This window comes from Paenibacillus sp. FSL H7-689 (genome assembly GCF_000517905.1).
Classification (GTDB): Bacteria; Bacillota; Bacilli; order Paenibacillales; family Paenibacillaceae; genus Paenibacillus; species Paenibacillus amylolyticus.
Map to the genome: position 1 here is coordinate 91242 of NZ_ASPU01000005.1, position 18979 is coordinate 110220.

Sequence of the window (18979 nt, forward strand, 5' to 3'; positions counted from 1 at the left end):
ACTTCTGCGGAAGTGCCTAGTTCTGTATGGGCTCGAATCATGATTAGGGAGGAACGTGATGTATGGGCATGATACCATCCAGTGAGCCCGAGATTATCGGATACCAAGATGGACAAGCTGCATTGCATAATACTAAAGCTCCGCCAACACTTTGGCGTAATGTTACCTTTCGCAGGATATTGTACGGCTACGGCATCTCGGTCTTCGGGGATTGCTTCAATGGGATTGCGATCAGCCTGTGGGTTTTACAGACCACAGGCAGTGCGAAGAGCATGGCGGCCGTACAGATCTGCAATATGGCCGTCAGTTTTCTGTTTGGATCGGTAAGCTGATGCTGGCCTCGGATGTATTTCGGGGCGTAATGGCTGTACTGATTGCGGTTAGCTTATTCGGTTGGCATGCACCGTTCCCAGTGGTGCTCTTGTTACTCTCGCTCTCCATGTTTTCAAGCCTGTTTCAGGCCCCTGCATTCCACGCCTCTGTAGCAAGTATGGTGGGCAGAGAGCATATTCAACAAGCGACGGGAACCATTCATATGGTGGATAATCTTGCCCGAATCAGCGGACTAGCCGCAGCGGGCGTTGCTGTTGCTGCATTTGGCGGATTCATCGCCATATTAATTACAGGAGCAACCTTCCTGTTGTCCGCAGTCTGTGTGCTGATGGCGGGCCGCTTTCCAGAGGTACAGCGATCCGTTAGTCAGCAGACTACGTTTGCTCAAGAGTGGCGCAGTTCGTTTGGCTACATCTATCGGAATCCTTTGATCCGTTCCATCGTATTGCTCAATCCCGTACTGATTTTGTTTTTCATGTCGGCCATGATGCTGGTTCAAGTGCTGGCGGTCAAGGTATGGGAGGCGAATCCGGTACAGTTTGGATTAATTGAGACCTGTATTCCGCTGGGATATATGATTGGCTCTGCATTGTTGATTGCTTCGGGAAAACGATTGAAGCGAAGAGGGAGATGGGGATTTATCGGTCTGATTGTGTTGGGACCGATATATATTTTCTTGTCGAACGTATCCTCACCAATTATGGCGTTACCGTTCATCGTGGGCGGAGGTGCGATGTTCGCCTGCTGTACAATGCTCACCCAGATTATGCTGAGGACAGCTGTTCCAGACGAGCTGCAAGGAAGGGTCTATGGCGTAGTAGGAACAATCACCAGTACAGCGCCTATTTTGGGATTGACTGTTGTCTCCGTATTGGCAGATCAATGGGGGGCAGCTTCTGTGCTGCAAGGCGTGGGCATATTACTGCTGGCGACAGGTATTCTGGCCGCTACAACATTGAAGTCGATCCGAACCTATCATTAGAAATGTGAGATATAGATCCATTCTATATTAGTTGAACTATAAACATTTACACGATAACGGAGCAGTCAGATGCAATCCGGAAAAGCGAAGCGTTCGCCTAAAAGATTTCTAAAAGAAAGCTACATTGGAAGCATACGCTAGCTCCAGATTTTCCCTGTATAGAAGGGAATTAAAACAACTGGGGGTAACAGCGATGGGAGATGGATCTGACCGTGTAGTGGTCAAGTGTAGAGTCATTTGTTCAATTTATATAGCATAATCCAATAGCAAAACCCGGAGCATACGCTCGTTAGCGTAACTCCGGGTTAGCTTATAGAAGGATTATCTTATTGCCAGTTTACATTTACAGTCGCTGTACCGCTGGTTGGTGTGGTGAACGTGTGGTTGGAACCACCTTCCCACGTAATGGTTGCACCATTTTTCTTGAAGAATTTGAACTCCAGTTGTTTCCCGGCTGGCACGCTCACATCATAGTACCAAGTTGGGTAGGCGTGGATGACCTGATTGAAAGCAGGACCAATAGCTGTTGTGCCCGTACTCCAGTTGCCCAGTTCTGCCACGTTACCTGTCAGATAGATGTTCTGACCCAGTGTGGTGGACGCATTATTAATGACAAATCGTACAGTGACCTGATCACTCGTAAGGAGGGTAAAGTTGTTATACGCATTGCTGTTAACACCGTTCGCAGCTACTTTCACAGCATAATTGCCTGCGGCAACCGCTGGGATCGTCACTTTGATCTGCGTATCTTCCCAGGATGTGATCGCAGCACCGGTAACGGCTGTTGTACCGAAGTATACCGTACCTTTGGTGGAGCCAAATCCACGTCCGCTAATGGTAACGACATTACCCGGTTTGCCCATCACCGGACCTACATGTCCGATCGTTGGTGTAGTTTCGCTCGTTGTATATTGCCATACTGCTGTTGCTCCGGCTGCCAGTGTGAAGGAAGAGACGTTGCCATTGGTGGAAGTGATGTTATTACCGTTCAGTGCACCGCCCAGTACATCGGTGTAGTTGCCTGTTGGCAGTGAAGTGCTTAGATTCGAAATGCTTGCTGGTGTGGAGAGATTACGGTTCACCGCAACAACAGCTACACTTTTGCCAAATTTGCGCTCATAGACGTACACATCATTATTGATCCAGCGTTGCTGAGTGGAGCCATAGGCAATCGCCGGATTGGATTTGCGCAGAGGTGCCAGTTTGCTGATCACATTGAAAGCAGTGGTTGTTTTGGAGAAGGAAGGCATTTTGGCCCGATTATCAGGGTCTCCGTTACCCGTCAGATACTGCTCGGTACCATAATAGATGGCAGGTACGCCGCGGGAAGTCAGCGTGAAGGCCAGCGCTTGTTCCAGACGACGGTTGTTCACGGCACTTGTTTTGAACCGATCCATATCATGGTTGTCGATGAACGTGACTTGGTCATTCACCTGATTATAATCTGCCGCTGTGCCTGTAATCATCGAATCCAGAGCATACATGTTGGATGTGTTATCCCGGAAGACGTCACGCACGGCAGAGTTAAAGCGAAAATCGAGCAGGCTCATCCCGGATTCATTGGCAAATTCTGTGTTATCCGCATCGGATGCAGCGGATCCCAGGAACCATTCACCGAAAGTGAATACAGGTTTATGTGCATAGATGGAGGACATCCAGCTCTTTTGCCAGCCGAGAGGCATATGTTTCACTGCATCAACGCGAATACCATCCACGCCCATATCGAGCCATAGCTTGATTGCATCTTTGAAATATTGATCAATGGTACTGTTATTGTGATTCAGGTCAGCGAGGTCATAGAGGTTTTTGTAGATACCATTCTCCAGGGAGGAAAAATCGGAGCCGCCGTTGTGATGGAAATATCCATTTGTATCATTGGTGTATCCGCCAACAAGATTACCATCATCGTATAACTTGCCATTCTCTGCAAAGGAGGTATCGGTTTCCATGGCAGGAGACGTATGGTTCGGTGCAAAGTCAATGACGATCTTGATGCCTTTGGCATGAGCGGTTGTAATCAGATTTTGAAAGTCAGCCATCGTTCCGAAATAAGGATTGGTCTTCTTGAAATCACGTGCCCAGTAACCATGATATGCTGTGTTGATCACGCCGCCGTAGTTGATGGTAGCGAAGATATTTTCGACCGGTTGGGAAATCCACAGTGCTGTAACGCCCAGATCGCTAAAATAGTTATCGTTGATTTTGTTGATCAAACCCTGCCAGTCGCCTCCGCAATACAACTTCAGGTTACTACAAGTGGCATCGTAGGCAGCTCCGGTAGGATTGTTGGAAGGATTGCCGTCCAGGAAGCGGTCCGTAAAGATCTGATAGATGACATCTGTACTAAAGTTCTGCTTGTTGCTAACCGCGGTATCCGCATCGGCATAGATCGCTGAAGCAGGCAGATAGGGAAGTGCGCCCCCTGCAAGTAAACTGAGTGTCAGTGTTGTGCTGAGGAGTACACGTTTGGCCATTTGAAACATAGTAATCCACCCTTCTCGTGAATGTAGTAGTTTAGATAAACAACCAACCCGGCTCTTGAATAATAGCGCTTTCAATACAGCGAAGTGTTACGCAGTGGATTGAAGACTTCCCTCCTTTTGACACGCCAACAACCCCGGCATCTCCTTCGGGAGTTACCGGGGTTGTCCTAAACCGCTCAGGTTTAAAAGCATGGCCCTCGAGTTATGATCACAACGTTATCGTAAGAAATATTGGATCTTATGTCAATAACTTTTTTGGGAGTATTTATTTTCTATTTTTATGTTTACAAAAGCATGTCCGGGGATTTAAACTATTCGCAGATTCACAATATAAGGGCTATGTATCCCGGAACACTTACGTGTGTTCTGGGACAACCCCGTCTCTTCTGAGGCGGGGTTATTTGTATTATGCAGTCGAATTGGGAGAAGAGAGGCGGTTGATAATCGTTGAGTACCCATTCTGTCATCGAATGTTTGGAAGGCATTCAGGCGTCGAGGCTGGGCAATATCCGCAACATTTATGTGTACCTCCCGCCCGGTTACCATGAGCAGACAGCTCGGCATTATCCGGTTCTGTACGTTCATGCGGGGCAGCGGGCTTTTGGTCCATCCCGGACAGGCAATGAAACATGGAACATGGATCAGGCAGCGGACGGACTAATTGCCTCCGGGCAGATTGAATCACTGATTATTGTCGGTATTGCACATGTCCGTCCAGTCACGCACAACGAATTCTACCACTACATTGCTCCTGAGAGAGAGGCCGTGAGTGTGGGGTGCTCAGGCATCGACTATGAGCATTTCATCATTCATGAACTCAAACCGATCATTGACCATCGTTATCGGACGTTGCCAGACAAGGAGAATACCGGGCTGTTGGGTTCATCTGCCGCAGCACTTTGTACATTGCACATGGGGATGCGAAATCCGGATGTTTTCGGAAAACTGATCATGATGTCGCCATTCTATGTGGATGTGCAGCTGGACGAAACATCGGAAAGCGGGCTGTTGGAAGAAAACATGTATCGCTTGCCAGAAGAGGTACCCGACGTTCGGATGTGGATGGATATTGGAGACACGGAAGGTCTGTTTCTGCCTTCCCAGGTCAGAAGAGTAGCTCATCAATTGCTTGAACGGGGAGTCAGATCGGGTGCGGAATTGGCATTTCTGGAACAGCAGGGTGCCTGTCATCAGGAAGGTGACTGGGCAGCACGCGTTCATCTCCCGTTACTGTACATGTTCGGCCACTTGGGTAAGCCCTCCTCGCTCGAACTGCTTGGAAGGGATGTCATCGGACTACAGGGTGGAATGACCGTGTGTATCAATGCACAAATGCACTACGAGAGCGGATTGGTTCAGAGTCTGCTGCATGGGAATTATACTTCGAGTGACCCGAATGTACTTCAGGTTCATGCGAGTGGAGAGTTGGTTCCTGTCGGTATTGGAAGTGCATTTATCACGCTGACTGTGGGGGAACTGTCTGCTACACGCATCTACACGGTTATTCCTGAAATGTCCACTCATGTGGAGGTCTGCATTCGTGCAGAGGTAGCTCCCGACGAAGACTCGGAGGAAACGATATATGGTGGCATGGGCATGAAGCTTGTCCGTTCTGGTAAAGGTCGATATGAAGGTAGTTACCGAGTCCCACGTGATAGTGGGTTCTCCTTCCGATTTACACGTGGTTTCCGCCGTTTCGAGACCGATGTGGATGGCAAACCTATTGCCAATCGGGTATTTCGAGCGACAGATGATATGTCTGTGCATTACCTAATCCAATCCTGGGGCAGTACGTCAGCCAAAACGGGAACAGGAGGCCCAAAATGATTATTCCTTCATTCGCTCCAGTGCTGGACATTCCCTATTATTATCCCTGCAATTTTCCTCTGATTCATGAAGTGCTCCATCGACAAGGATCCATCACAAGTCTTGCACTGTTGGCGGCAAGTCGGTTGTACAGCCTTCCTTCGTGCGGGGATAACGGACTGGTGAAGCCTTATTTTCACAAGCTGGATTATGCAGAGCCGATCTGGGAGATGTATGGTCAGCGACAGCTGGACAGCTTTGAGGAAGGCAAGACGCAGATCCGGCAGCATATTGGCGAAGGTGGGCTTTTTTTGGCTACAGGAACCAGTTATCATCTGCCTTACTGTGAGGATTATCAGAATCCCGAGTACATTCGCAAACACGTGAAGCAAGGCTCCCGACTGCATCTGGTAGACCATTGGATTGCCGTATATGGTCTGGATGATGAGCATGTTCATGTCTACGATCCCGTGCCCTCCAAGTATAAGGGGAAGGTTGCTCAAGCAGCCTTTCATGATTTCTGGAAAGGGAACCGAAGTATCCCCGAGCTTGCGCATGCCAAACGCAAAGAAGAACTCCGAACGTATGGCACCATGGACATTCGGGCGACTGTAAAGCTGGATTCTGTCGGTTACCGCGACATGTTGACCCAGGCGTTAACAACGCAAATTGAAGAATTTCTGACAGGCCGGACGATTACGCAAGGAGAACGCAATTATTATTTTGGACATGCGGTATCGCTGCAACTGTTACATGCATTACATGCGGTGAATGAAGAGGAACAGGCCAATGAAATGCTAATATCCGGTCTGCTGTTTGATATGCGATGGAGTCGATATTTTCTTCGAGATCTTCTTCAGGAGTCTGCCCTATGGCTAGGTTCTCCACTTGATCAATATGCGAGAGAATTCAGCGAGATCATTGTACGTTGGGAGAAGGCCTACAATATGCTTCAGATCAGTCGGATAAAACAGCGTGAGCAGTGGAAAGTACAGCTAACAAGTGTAATTAAAATGTTGGTCACCGATGAATGGCAATGGTATGAGTCACTTCGACAGTCCATACCTCAGGCAGATTGCTTCCCACGTCAGGCCGTGTTGATGATTGGACAAGAACACAGGGAGGATTTGCTCCGTATCGTATTGGATAGTTGTCGGGAGTTAAACGCGTACCATAATACAACGATTCCACTTTGTGAGGGTGGTAACGCTCCACTGTACGGACGAAGTGGGCAACTGGATTCGCTGGAACTCGTGTCATTGCTTGCAGTGGTAGAGCAGGGAATTGAAGATCGATGGGGAACAGGAATGGGCGCCGCTCTGGCGGAGATGGCTGCTGCTTCCATGCCGGAAAGCCCTTATCAGACCGTAGGTTCACTAGTCGATTATCTCGCACAGCAATGGGCGCCTGCCCGTGAGGAGGATGCACAGTGGTAATCCAATTCTTGCTTGAACGATTCGCGGAGCAGGGACAGCGTCCTGCGCTGATCTGGAAGGATCAGGAGTACAGCTATCGGTGGCTGCTGGAACAGGTTGGCATCATGAGTAAGTGGATTACAGCAGAAGGGCTGACTGGGCAACTTGTAACGCTGGAGGAAGACTATTCCCCCTATGCAGCGGCAGCATTGGTTGCTTTGCTCGGACAAGGGTGTATCGTGCTCCCCATGGATCGGAACCTGGTTGAAGCCAAACGAGAGGAATATATCCAGCTGGCACAGGTGAAGTGGCGTTTGGGCGTTGAAGAAGGCAAGTTGTGCATTCGGCAAACATGTGAATTATCTGGAGAGGTTCCTGTGTTGTTATCCTCGCTGGCACAAGAAGGCGTAGGCGGACTTGTACTCTTTTCATCCGGATCAACCGGAGTGAGTAAAGCGACTGTGCATCGTGCAGATCGGCTGTTACATGGTTTTCGGCGGCAGGTTCGGCCTTTGCGAACGATTCCTTTTATGATGTTTGATCATATCGGCGGTGTGAATACAATGCTGCAATCCCTGTCCAGTGGGGGCTGTCTCTGTATCATTGCGGATCGATCTCCCGAAGAAGTGTGCCGAACGATTGAGAAGTTTCGTGTGCAGGCGCTGCCTGTCTCTCCAACATTCATGAATCTGTTACTGCTGGGTAGAAATGATGAGGGGTATGATCTATCCAGTCTCGAAGTTGTGTCATATGGATCGGAAGTGATGCCCGAATCCGTACTGGCAGCCTGGAACCGGAGATTTCCACAACTAAGGACGATACAAGCCTATGGCATGTCTGAACTTGGTATTCTGCCAACCCGCTCCAAAGAGCCAGGTTCTCTGCTGTTCTCCATTCAAGATGAAGAGGTCAAGTATCGGGTGGTGGAAGGAGAATTGCAGATTCATACGGCAACCGCGATGATCGGATATTTGAATGCACCATCACCCTTTACAGAGGATGGGTGGCTGCGAACTGGCGATGAGGCTGTGCTGGAGCAGGGTTACATTCGTATTCTGGGACGTCGTTCCGAGATCATTAATGTAGGTGGACGGAAAGTGTATCCTGCCGAGGTCGAGGGTGTTCTGGAAGAGATGGAATGTATTGAAGCGGCCGTAGTTTCGGGAGAACAGAGTGGTATCACTGGTCAGAGGGTGAAGGTGACTATCCGGCTGGCTACAGAATGTACTCTCACCGATCTGCGGCGATCCATCTGGGAATATTGTCAGGACAAGCTGCCTTCGTACAAGATTCCACAGAAAATCGTAATTACACAGGGAGCGCTCGTAAGTTCAAGAATGAAGAAAATACGAAAACCGATGACTTCGACAACCTTCGCCTCGGCTGGGAAATAGGTCGCTGCTTCGAAGAATTTCACCTTGCTTGAATCGCTATCGCTAACGAACCTCAAACATCTTATTGAGGGGATAATCAAGAAAAGTAAAACCTAACGAATCTCAGCAACGTTATTCCGTCGAAAACACGGCTTCTGCTTGCGAAAATCGACTCATTAAACGAAATAACGTCTCTCTGATTCGTTAGGCATTTAGACCGCGTATAATGAAGCGAATAAGGTGTGCTGGGTTCGTTAGAATATGACGTATAAGATACAGAAGAGGCTGTCCTTGGTCTAATATGCTACCCATACAGTAACAGGATTTTATTATTTTTACCTGTCTACTTTATGGGTAGCATATCACCTAGGGGACAGCCTCTTTGAAGTTATTTTCCCTTGTTAGCTGTATTTACCTCAAGCCTCAGCTGGTTGTTTCACCTCAAGTTGCATCAGGGAGAATCCGTATGCTTCCAGATCAAGGGTCAGTTTATTTTGCCGAGCTTCCACGGTGTTGGATGTGAACAGATTTCGCCAGATGTTACGATCTCCCAAGGGAAGTTCAAGGGTACACGGCTCATCACCCGCATTAAGAACAAGAAGCATGCGCTCACCCGTATGCGAATCCAATCGTTCGATGGCAAGACAAGGGTCTCCGGCTTTTGCACATACAATCTTCAGTTCTGTGCTGCGCAGGGCAGGGTGCTGTTTGCGAAGGGCAATCGTACGGGTGAAGAATTCCAGAAGCTCGCGGTTCTGCTTGGTCTCATCCCACTCCATACACTTGCGGCAACCCGGATCATATCCTCCATCAAGTCCCACTTCGTCTCCATAATAGATGCATGGCACACCTGGATACGTAAGCAGTAACATAACGGCAAGCTTCATCTTGCGCTCGTCTCCATCACATAAAGTCAGCAGTCTGGGGGTATCATGACTTCCGAGCAGATTGAAGGCCGCTTCTGTTACAGGCTGTGAATAGGCTGCGAGCAGTTTGCCGATCTCATTGGCAAATGCGAGTCCGTCGAGCTTGCCGTGCACCGTATAGTCCAATACCGAGTTGGTAAACGGATAATTCATAACGGCATCGAACTGGTCTCCCTGAAGCCACATGAGCGAATCATGCCAGATCTCGCCGAGCAGATAGGCGTCAGGTTTGATGGCTTTTACCGTCTGACGGAATTCGCGCCAGAACTGATGGTCCACCTCATTCGCCACATCGAGCCGCCATCCGTCAATGTCCATCTCCTCAATCCAGAAACGTCCTACCTCTAATAGGTATGCCTTCACTTCAGTGTGTTCTGTGTTCAGTTTCGGCATGAGCGGTTCAAAGGCAAAGGTGTCATAAGTCGGTATACCATCCTCCACACGCGGCGGCCAGTCTTTGATATAGAACCAATCTGCGTAGGGAGAGGCAGCTCCATTCTTCATGACATCGACAAAAGGAGGGAACTCTCTGCCGGAATGGTTGAACACCGCATCCAGAACGACACGTATGCCGCGCTGATGACAGGCGTCCACGAACGCTTTGAACTGTTCATTGGTACCAAAGTGAGGATCAACCTTCATGTAATCGCCTGTATTGTATTTGTGATTCGTAGTGGCCTCAAACAACGGACAGAAATAAATGGCATTGATGCCGAGCTGACTTATATGATCCAGATGATCCAGCACACCTTGGAGGTCGCCGCCAAAGAAGTTCACTGGTGTAGGTTCTCCTCCCCAGGGTTCAGCATTTTTGGGACTGAGGGATGGATCACCATTGGCATAACGTTCAGGGAAAATTTGATAAAACACAGCGTCCTTAACCCAGGCAGGCGGTTCAAAAATGTCGACTGGATTCATAAATGGAAAATCAAAGAATTCGAGTGGATGATCAGGCAGCGCCTGCTCGAATCCACGCTCTGTCATCCAGACCGATTCCTCTCCCTGAATCAGTTGGAAACCATACCGTAATCGGCGATAGGGAGGTGAAGTCTCAGCTTCCCAATAATCGAACATTTCATCCCGGGCAAAGATGTGCATGGGGATGTGTGTGATCGTCCGATCCCAGGCATATTTGTCTCCCGTAATCGCAATCACCGCATCCAGGTCCCCACGTTTGGACCGAAGTCGGAGGTGCATGGTCGAGCGGTCATACGCATAGGACCAATTGAGTTTGGGGCGATGGTAAACGGCTTCAAGAATCATGTAAATCACTCCTCGTCAGATGATGAAATTCAGATAAAAGTGGCCATTAAACGCAAAAAAAGGCACAACCTCAATTGTTCACGAGGTTGTACCTTTCGGCAGCATAGCCTTTTGATTATAGTGCTATTATACGAACTAACTCAGCAAAAGAAAACACTTTTTTTCCTTAAATTTCAAATTGTTTTATTCGAAATGTAGGACGCATATCTGCAATTACTTTTTTTTATAAATCAAATCCAAGTTTATTGGCGTATGCAGAGAATTCTTTGTGAAATTTCTCGATATTTTTCTTGCCGGTAGCAATTTTGGCATTGGCTTGTTTCAGGACAGCGCTGTTTACCGTTGTTTTGGAGACAGATTTTTTAGCGAGTTGGAATCCTTCCAGCTGTGTATAGCTACCTTTGATCAAGTTGGCATGGATTTTTTGCAATTCCGCATTTTGCGGTTTGATCATCTTCAGCTTGGATACATATTTGGTGTAGTTAGGAATCGCTGTATTGGTCAGTTTCAGGAAAACGGACTTGCGATTGGATGATGTGATGTAAAATCCACCTCCCAAAGCATTGAAGGCTCTCTCCTCATATACCGATGCCATATCCAACTGATCAAGGTAGCCCAGGAAATCTTCTTCTTCGACTGTAGGGATCGGTTCTTGTTCTGACGTGTCAATTTCTTCATAGTATTCGTCTTCCGAATATGTATTGGTTGAGTCATCCGCAGCAGCGGCATAGGACCCTACAGGTGCGAACACCCCGCCGAGCAAGACAAAACTCATAATGATTGATAGTACCCATGATTTCTTCACGTGTTAATATCCCCTATCTATAGATGTGATTTTATTCCAATGGATAATCTAACATAGTACAACAAGAAATTACAGGAATTGTTTTACAGTAAATTCATCAGTCAAACGCATATGAATGAATAATGAGTCACTAGCAAAAAGGACATGTATTAGATGAAACTAAAAGTAAAAAGAGAGATTTGTATATTTCATAGGTAAGAAAAAAATTACATATATGGTTTGTGTGGAGGCGTATTGTATCGATATATATTGTATTGGTTTAGTTAATATATCTTTATTTAATGTTGTTTTGTGAAGTTACAGGGTTCGACAGGGAGTGAGAAGTTTTTCCAAATAAAATGCTTGTATAATGATTTCATCTCCATTACAATACAATTGATAATGAGATTCAATATCATTTAGATGAAAAAGGGGAGACGGATTTCATGTATAAAGTAAAGAAAAAGCTATACATTTATGCAGCACTTATTCTGATGATTTCATTACTTGCTGGTTGTGCTTCGGGTGGAAGTGCCGAGACAACGAATACGTCCAGCCAAGCTGTAAGCAGCAATGAGAGCAATAATGAAAGTGATACAACTGCCAGTGCGACTGAAGATCAGACCCGAGTGATCAAACATGCCATGGGCGAAACCACAATTAAGGGAACCCCGCAAAAGATCGTGACACTGTTCCAGGGTGCGAATGATGTCGTTGTTGCACTTGGCGTGAAACCGACAGGCGTGGTGGAATCCTGGGTTCAGCAGCCAGTCTATGAATATCTGAGAGCAGATCTGGACGGAGTTCCACAAGTAGGACAGGAATCGCAACCCAATCTGGAAGAGATCAACAAGTTGAAACCCGACTTGATTATTGCTACGAAGATCAGACATGAAGAGATCTATGAGCAACTGTCGCAGATCGCACCAACGGTAGTGACGGAGACGCTTTTTGACTGGAAAGAAACGGTGAAAACTGTTGGGGAAGCGATGAATAGGGTTGAGCAATCGGATAAATTGTTGTCTGATTGGGATGGCCGTGTAGCTGATTTCAAAGAGAAAATGGGGGATCGTCTGCCAATTGAAGCAACCATCACGAACTTTAGAGCCGATCAGGTTCGTATCTTCTACATGGGATATGCAGGTAAGATTCTGAATGAACTCGGGTTCACCAGACCTGCCGGACATGACGCAGACACATGGGGAGTTGAATTGACTTCCAAAGAAAACATTCCAGATATGAATGCAGACATGATCTTCAACTTCAATTCAGGCACAGAAACAGATGCCATCCAGAAAAATTATGATGATTGGACCAGCAGTCCACTGTGGAAAAACCTTGATGCAGTCAAGAACAACCAACTGGTTCAGGTCGATGAAGTGGCCTGGAACATGGCAGGCGGATACACATCGGCCAACATGATGCTGGACGATCTATATAAGCAGTTCAACCTGAACTAACTAACAGGAGCAGGACCTGCCATGCACCAGAACATTCGTTAACGAAGTGTATGGGCAGGCAGGTCTTTTATCATTTTACAGATGAAAGAGTGAGAGTATGTTTCCCCTTTTTACAAAGGCAAGCGCCAAGATCTATGGACTGGTTGGTCTATTCATATTACTTCTACTTGCTTGCCTAGCCAGTATGATTCTGGGACGTACGCATATCACGTTTCAGATGGCATGGGAAGCACTGCAATTCTATGACGAGAGTTCTGTGGAACATGTGGTTCTGCTGACGGAACGGTTGCCACGTACAGTTATTGCTGCTGTTGTAGGAGCAAGTTTGGCCGTGGCGGGTGGGCTGATGCAGGCATTGACACGTAACCCGCTGGCATCACCGAGTGTGTTCGGAATTAATTCTGGTGCGATCTTTTTTATTGTTATTGCCATTGTTGTATTGTCCGTATCTTCGCTCACCACCATGATGTGGTTTGGTTTTGCGGGGGCTGCTGTAGCCGCGGCAATTGTATATGGGCTAGGTTCCCTCGGTCGTGATGGCCTGACACCGATCAAAATTGTACTGGCGGGGACGGCAATCTCCGCGTTATTTGCCTCGTTCACACAGGCCATTCTGGTGCTGGATGGAACCGGATTGCAGGATGTACTGTTCTGGCTTGCCGGTTCAGTAAGTGGTCGGACATTGGATATGTTATATCCTGTTCTGCCGTACATGACAGCCGCAGCTATTGTCTCTTTGTTCATGGGCAGAGCCATCAATCTGCTGTTGACGGGTGACGATATCGCCAAAGGCATGGGACAGAATGTACTTCTAGTTAAGGTGCTCATGGGAATTGTTACGGTATTGCTGGCGGGTGGTTCGGTTGCCGTAGCCGGTTCGATCGGTCTTGTCGGACTGGTTGTCCCGCATATCATGCGTGCACTGGTGGGAAATGATTACCGCTGGCTCGTTCCTTACTCTATTGTAGGGGGAGCGATTCTGCTGCTGTCCGCGGATGTGGTGGCAAGGTTGGTGATCATGCCGCAGGAAGTTCCACTCGGTGTCATGACTGCACTGATTGGCGGACCCTTCTTCGTGTATATTGCCCGCAAGGGGGTGACGAAGATATGAGGAAGGTGTTGACTTTTCGCAACAAAAAAGACACTGTCTCAGTGCAAATGGAACGAAAATCATTACTTGTCATCGGTATATGTATCCTCTTGTTCCTGATGGCAGGAGTGGTCGGTACCAGTGTAGGCAGTGACTTTATTTCTCCGCTGGATGTGCTCAGAACGATATTTGGTCTGAATGCAGGAGAGCATGACTTCGTCGTGCTGACCTTAAGACTGCCACGGGTGTTATTATCTCTGCTCGTAGGAGCAACCCTCGGTATGTCAGGCGCACTTCTGCAAGGCATTATCCGTAATCCGCTGGCATCACCGGATGTCATCGGCATCACCGGCGGCGCGGCCGTTGCAGCTGTAGGTTTTGTTACGCTGTTAGGTGGAGCGGTAAGTATCAAGTTGTTGCCATTGTTCGCCATCGCTGGCGCAATTGTGACGGCTTTGATCATCTATGTGCTTGCCTGGAAAAAGGGAGTCAGTCCGATCCGTCTGGTGCTGATCGGAATTGGAGTGTCAGCCATTACCGGAGCTGGAACGACCTTTATGCTGATTCTGAGTCCGTTCTACACGGCAGGTCAAGCCTATATCTGGCTGACAGGAAGTGTATACGGAGCATCGTGGACCGATGTCCGAACGATTTTACCGGTTATCGTAATTGTTATACCGCTGGCGATCTGGTTCGCTCGTAGCCTGAATGCACAGGAGTTCGGGGATGATCTGGCCACAGGGCTGGGTGTAACTGTACAGCGGCATCGTTCAGCGTTGTTGTTATGCAGTGTACTGCTGGCGGGAATCGCCGTTGCGGTTGCCGGAACCATTGGTTTTGTAGGCCTGATCGCTCCACATATTGCCCGAAAGCTGGTTGGACGGATGTTTGGCAGTATGCTGATTGTTTCTGGACTGGTTGGTGCTCTGCTTGTATTTGCGGCAGATCTGATTGCCCGCACTGCCTTTCTACCGCTGGATGTTCCCGCAGGGGTATTCACCGCAGGCGTAGGCGCACCATTTTTCCTGTATTTGTTGTTCAAGAATAGAAATCAGTTTTGAGGAGGAGAGAGCTGTGAGTATTCTGGAAGCCAAGGAGCTTACGATCTCCTATGGAGCAGAACCCATTATTGAAAATTTAAACCTGATCATTCCCAAGGGACAAATTACCGTCCTGATTGGCAGCAACGGCTGTGGCAAATCTACGCTACTGCGTACGATGGCCCGGTTGCTGAAATCCAGCTCCGGTTCGGTGCTGCTGGATGGCGAAGAGATTGCAAAGCTGCCGACCAAGGAAATTTCAAGACGCATGTCCATCCTGCCACAGGGTCCGACCGCTCCGGAAGGCTTGACGGTGAACCAACTGGTTAAGCAAGGACGTTATCCACATCAAACATGGCTGAAGCAATGGTCACGAGAGGATGAGCGTATGGTCAAGCTGGCACTGGAGTCCACACATCTGACAGAACTCGCGGATCGGCCTGTGGATGCACTGTCTGGTGGACAGCGTCAGCGTGCCTGGATTGCAATGACGCTCGCGCAGGGTACCGAAACGCTGCTGCTGGATGAACCTACAACCTATCTGGATATGACACATCAGATTGATATCCTCGATCTGTTGTTTGAGTTGAACGAACGGGAAGGATGCACGATTGTTATGGTACTTCATGATCTGAATCTGGCATGTCGTTATGCGCATCACATTGTGGCTGTTCACAACAAGTCCATCTACGCAGAAGGTAAACCGGAAGATATTGTTACACAGGAGATGGTTCGTATGGTTTTCCAGATGGAGTGTGAGATTGCGGTCGATCCACTGTTCGGCACACCAACCTGTATCCCGCATGGAAGGGGAAGGAAGCTGAAGGGAGAACAGCGTTATACACAACTGGCTTGAGGATCAAAAAGTCCGTTTTTGATTCGTTTAATAGTTATTCAAAACTCCACATCAACTCCATTGTATGATCATGCAGATGACAAATTAGGCAAGCCATTGGTAAAACCATGTCCCAGGCTTGCCCGGTTTGTTGTGCCTATTATTCGATAAAAGCATACCTGCATCGACTTAAACCCACACTAAATTCAATCTTATTTTTCCTTAAAAGTTTATTATTGACAATATAACTCGAATTGCCATAAAATAGATTTTATATGATATTGATAATCATTATCAATATTAAACTACAATAAAAATTGATGAACGTATGAGCAATATAAGTTGAATTCAAATTTCACACGTTAACGGAGGGAGCAGAACAGATCTGAAGAAGCGGAGCTACAAGTTTTCTGCAAGAAAGCTGCATCGGAAGCATAAGCTGCGCCTACAAGCTTTCTAAAAGAAAGCTGCTTCGAAAGCATACGCTATCACCGGATTTTCCCTTTGTATAAGGAATTAAAAAAAATCTGGGGATAACAGCGATTGGAAGGTTGTTCTGTCATTGTAGTGTCAGCGTAAATAATCTTTAATTCAACTTATATAGGAGCGAGTACCTTCATTCGATCGAGGAGGATTTTCAGTGTTTCCGAAAGGGATTCATAATCTGCAAAACCGACTCATTATAAGCAAAGCGAGAGAAATGGGCATCACCTGTGAGCCACTTCTTGAGGGATGCGAAGATTTCCTGAAGCTGTCTGTAGGGGACCAAGAGATCATCATTAACAAAACCAGATCTCATCGTCTGCCGTTAATCGCTGGACTGCTCGCGAAGAACAAGCAGGCATGTAATATGTTGTTGCATGAACAGGGCATGCCTGTACCATCATTTATCGTGATCCCGGAGATGGGGAGTGAAGCAGTAGCTTTTCTGAATAGATACGGCTCTATTGTAGTGAAACCGCTGGATGCGAGCAGCAGCATGGGCGTGACGCTGGATGTGCGTACTGAAGAAGAACTGGAGACAGCCATTCATCTTGCGAGTGTCCACGGCAGCAGCATTATGTTGCAGCAATATGTGACCGGGATCGATTACAGAGTGCTGATCATTAACGGTGAAGTGGCGGCTGTGAACCAGTATCGGCCTGTCTATGTTGAGGGAGACGGAACTTCAACCGTTCGGGCGTTAATTGAGCAGTTGAATCAGGAACGAATCGAGATGACACCCATTGGCGAGTATGAAGCGTTTCCCGAGGTTAATGCAGAAACGGAACGACTGCTGGAGGTATTACATGCACAAGGGACAACACTGGATGAAGTTCCTGCCGCGGGAAAAGAAATCGAGTTATACAATCTCCGCAATTCTGCCGCCGGAAAAATCAGTGAATTCTACAAGGATTGTACCGAAATCATTCATCCCGAAAATGCCCGGATGATTATTCAGGCGGCAAAGACTCTTCAGATCGATGTAGCAGGAGTCGATGTTCGTTGTCGTGATATCCGCACCCCGATCTCCAGAGATCTGGGAGGCATCCTGGAAGTGAACGCCTTGCCAGATCTGACACACCACGTCTTTCCCCATGGTGGAACAACTCGTGATGTGGTTCGGTTATACCTGGAATACCTGTGTCAGGAGCAACCTGAATATAAATAAATATAGCCTATAACAACGTATAGATGACAATATATGACGGATAACGGATACCATCATTTAATTCGGACCTCACCATGATTTTGAACCAATACCATGTCATATGCAAAATGTAGAACAAGAATCACAGGCAGCAGGTTCAGCCTGAATCGATTATAAGGAGCGTTAGAGGGCTATGTCAGTAGAGGTGCAGACGGAATATCTGAAGATGCAAAATGAGAAGGAATCCAATGCAAGATCGTACCCGAGACATTTCCCGCTTGTCATTAACAAGGCCCATGGGGTGAAGATTACCGATACGGAAGGCCGCGTATTCTACGACTGCCTGGCTGGGGCAGGAACATTGGCGCTGGGGCATAACCATGACACGGTGGTCAACGCCATTCGCGATGTTCTCGATCAGCAGATTCCACTTCATACACTGGATCTGGCAACACCGCTGAAGCTTTCATATATGCAAGAACTATTCTCCATTCTTCCGGCAGAGATGCGAGACAAAGCCAAAATCCAGTTCTGTGGTCCAACCGGAGCGGATGCGGTAGAAGCAGCCATTAAGCTGGTCAAACATGCAACAGGTGGCAAGTCTATTCTTGCCTTTCAGGGAGGTTATCACGGTTCGACCCAAGCGACAATGTCGATGAGTGGCAACCTGAGCAAGAAACAACATCTGCAGAGCCTGCTGCCCGATGTTCATTTCCTGCCTTTTCCTTATGAGTACCGCTGCCCATTTGGTGTTGGGGAAGGCATGACGGCCCGGTTAAGCGCACAGTATATCGAGAACTTGCTCGATGATTGCGAGAGCGGTATTGCGGCACCGTGTGGGGTCATTGTGGAGACGGTGCAGGGTGAAGGTGGAGCCATTCCGGCAGATATCGAATGGCTGAGGGAGCTGCGACGAATCACAGCAGAGCGAAGCATTCCACTCATCATCGACGAAGTGCAGACAGGCATTGGACGGACAGGCCGGATGTTTTCATTTGAACATGCCGGGATTGTACCCGATGTAATTGTCTGCTCCAAAGCAGTTGGCGGAAGTTTGCCGATGTCTGTTGTCATCTACCAAGAAGAACTGGACCAATGGCAGCCTGGTGCACACACAGGTACGTTCCGTGGCAATCAGTTGGCCATGGCAGCGGGACTTGCGACACTTCGTTATATTCGGGAACAGGATGTTTTACACAACGTACATCTGCGCAGTGAGCAGTTCATGAATCAACTGAATGCATTGAAAGAACGCTATGCAGAGATCGGTGACGTGCGGGGCAGAGGGTTGATGATTGGCGTTGAGGTGGTTGATCCAACAGGACGCAAGGATCGTCTGGGACATTATCTGCCTAATGGTGCGCTGGCTGAGTCTATTCAGCGTGAATGTTTCAAGAATGGATTAATTGTAGAACTGGGCGGGCGTCATTCAGCTGTTGTTCGTTTTCTGCCGCCGCTGAATATTACGGAGCAAGAATCGGGTGCAATCCTTGCAATCTTTGAGAAATCGGTAGCTGAAGCGATTGCCTTAGCAACAGCCGCATGCTGAAGCTTTCCCT

The 18979-nt window shown here is 47.9% G+C and carries 14 protein-coding genes; 11 read left to right on the plus strand and 3 right to left on the minus strand.

Annotation, left to right across the window (positions count from 1 at the left end):
• Positions 1 to 62: 62 nt before the first annotated feature.
• Together C170_RS31245 and C170_RS03125 are read left to right on the plus strand one after the other, a co-directional pair.
• Entirely contained in the window at positions 63 to 332 is a 270-nt protein-coding gene (locus tag C170_RS31245; RefSeq protein ID WP_051446966.1) for a hypothetical protein, read from the plus strand.
• The gene (locus C170_RS03125) at positions 332 to 1315 is read left to right on the plus strand and encodes an MFS transporter (RefSeq protein ID WP_051446967.1); all 984 of its coding nucleotides are present in this window, start codon (positions 332 to 334) and stop codon (positions 1313 to 1315) included. The genes C170_RS31245 and C170_RS03125 overlap by 1 nt, the downstream gene beginning before the upstream one ends.
• A gap of 326 nt (positions 1316 to 1641) precedes the next feature.
• On the opposite strand, the gene C170_RS03130 is transcribed toward C170_RS03125, so the two are convergent.
• The gene (locus tag C170_RS03130) at positions 1642 to 3798 is read right to left on the minus strand and encodes an alpha-amylase family glycosyl hydrolase (protein ID WP_155985015.1); all 2157 of its coding nucleotides are present in this window, start codon (positions 3796 to 3798) and stop codon (positions 1642 to 1644) included.
• A 447-nt stretch (positions 3799 to 4245) separates the two neighbouring features.
• Here C170_RS03130 and C170_RS03135 point away from each other — a divergent pair, with 447 nt between their 5' ends.
• From C170_RS03135 to C170_RS03145, 3 genes are read left to right on the plus strand one after another with little or no spacing between them, the layout of a single operon-like run.
• The gene (locus C170_RS03135) at positions 4246 to 5625 is read left to right on the plus strand and encodes an alpha/beta hydrolase (protein WP_051446968.1); all 1380 of its coding nucleotides are present in this window, start codon (positions 4246 to 4248) and stop codon (positions 5623 to 5625) included.
• On the plus strand, positions 5622 to 7040 hold the full coding sequence (locus C170_RS03140; RefSeq protein WP_036606202.1) for a hypothetical protein: 1419 nt from the start codon (positions 5622 to 5624) through the stop codon (positions 7038 to 7040). Before C170_RS03135 ends, C170_RS03140 begins: the two co-directional genes overlap by 4 nt.
• On the plus strand, positions 7034 to 8413 hold the full coding sequence (locus C170_RS03145) for an ANL family adenylate-forming protein (RefSeq protein ID WP_036606203.1): 1380 nt from the start codon (positions 7034 to 7036) through the stop codon (positions 8411 to 8413). The genes C170_RS03140 and C170_RS03145 overlap by 7 nt, the downstream gene beginning before the upstream one ends.
• Before the next feature lie 395 nt (positions 8414 to 8808).
• Here C170_RS03145 and C170_RS03150 read toward each other — a convergent pair whose 3' ends face one another.
• On the minus strand, positions 8809 to 10581 hold the full coding sequence (locus C170_RS03150) for an alpha-glycosidase (protein ID WP_036606204.1): 1773 nt from the start codon (positions 10579 to 10581) through the stop codon (positions 8809 to 8811).
• Between the two features lie 223 nt (positions 10582 to 10804).
• Positions 10805 to 11386, minus strand: a complete 582-nt coding sequence (locus tag C170_RS03155) for a hypothetical protein (RefSeq protein WP_036606205.1) — start codon at positions 11384 to 11386, stop codon at positions 10805 to 10807.
• A gap of 425 nt (positions 11387 to 11811) precedes the next feature.
• On the opposite strand from C170_RS03155, the gene C170_RS03160 reads away from it, so the two are divergent.
• The 6 genes from C170_RS03160 (at position 11812) to C170_RS03185 (ending at position 18969) form a co-directional block, all read left to right on the plus strand.
• Positions 11812 to 12825 carry an ABC transporter substrate-binding protein gene (locus C170_RS03160; protein ID WP_036606206.1) on the plus strand — a complete coding sequence of 338 codons (1014 nt, stop codon included), beginning with the start codon at positions 11812 to 11814 and terminating at the stop codon, positions 12823 to 12825.
• Between the two features lie 97 nt (positions 12826 to 12922).
• Positions 12923 to 13936: a FecCD family ABC transporter permease gene (locus C170_RS03165; protein ID WP_036606207.1), complete on the plus strand. Its 1014-nt coding sequence runs from the start codon at positions 12923 to 12925 to the stop codon at positions 13934 to 13936.
• Positions 13933 to 14976, plus strand: a complete 1044-nt coding sequence (locus C170_RS03170; RefSeq protein WP_036606208.1) for a FecCD family ABC transporter permease — start codon at positions 13933 to 13935, stop codon at positions 14974 to 14976. Before C170_RS03165 ends, C170_RS03170 begins: the two co-directional genes overlap by 4 nt.
• Positions 14977 to 14989: 13 nt before the next feature.
• Entirely contained in the window at positions 14990 to 15811 is an 822-nt protein-coding gene (locus tag C170_RS03175) for an ABC transporter ATP-binding protein (RefSeq protein ID WP_036606209.1), read from the plus strand.
• Positions 15812 to 16430: 619 nt separating this feature from the next.
• A complete protein-coding gene (locus C170_RS03180; protein WP_036606210.1) occupies positions 16431 to 17441 on the plus strand; it encodes a hypothetical protein in 1011 nt (336 codons plus the stop codon).
• Positions 17442 to 17613: 172 nt separating this feature from the next.
• Complete coding sequence (locus tag C170_RS03185) at positions 17614 to 18969, plus strand: diaminobutyrate--2-oxoglutarate transaminase (protein ID WP_036606211.1); 1356 nt, start codon at positions 17614 to 17616, stop codon at positions 18967 to 18969.
• Positions 18970 to 18979: the final 10 nt, after the last annotated feature.